At 66.4% G+C, this 726-nt stretch carries 1 protein-coding gene; it reads right to left on the bottom strand.

From position 1 onward, the window contains the following. A partial coding sequence (locus AC1DIH_RS28130; RefSeq protein ID WP_477774087.1) for an immunoglobulin-like domain-containing protein occupies window positions 1–726 on the bottom strand: 726 nt, incomplete at both ends.

Below are 726 nucleotides of genomic sequence, written 5' to 3' on the forward strand. Positions count from 1 at the left end.
TTGGTAATCGCGTTGGTCAGCGGGGTGTGGCCGACCAGCGCGTCGTTCGGCGCGGTGGTGGTCGCGGTGCCGCTGGACTGGCCGACCGGGATGGTGATGGTCTGGCCGTTGGCCAGGGTCACGATCACTGCCGAACCGGTGACCGGCGCGCTGACAGTCGCGGTGTAGGTGACGGTGCCGCCTTCGGCCGCCGAATCGGTGGCGGTCAGTTTCACCGTCGAGGTGTCGATGGTGTCGGTGACGTTGGTGACCGCAGGCGTGCTGCTGGTGACCAGGTTCTCGAAGTTACCGCCGGTGGCGCTGGTGATCGTAGCCTGGACCTTGCCGGCGTCGAGGTAGACGTCGTCTTTGGGGGCGTCGGCCACTACGGAACCGGTGGTTTTGCCGGCGTCGATGTTGATGACTGCGCCGTTGCTCAGTGTGACGGTCACTGGCGTGCCGGCGGCGTTGGTCAGGGTGGCGGTGTAGGTGATGTGACCACCTTCGGCCACGGAACCGGTCGCGCTCAGTGTCAGGTTGGTGGTGTCGACGGTGTCGGTCACRYTGGTGCTGACCGGGGTTTTGTCGGCGACCAGGTTTTCGTAGTTGCCRCCGCTGACGTTGGTAATCGCGTTGGTCAGCGGGGTGTGGCCGACCAGCGCGTCGTTCGGCGCGGTGGTGGTCGCGGTGCCGCTGGACTGGCCGACCGGGATGGTGATGGTCTGGCCGTTGGCCAGGGTCACGATC

The organism is Pseudomonas sp. 05N36, from assembly GCF_056397385.1.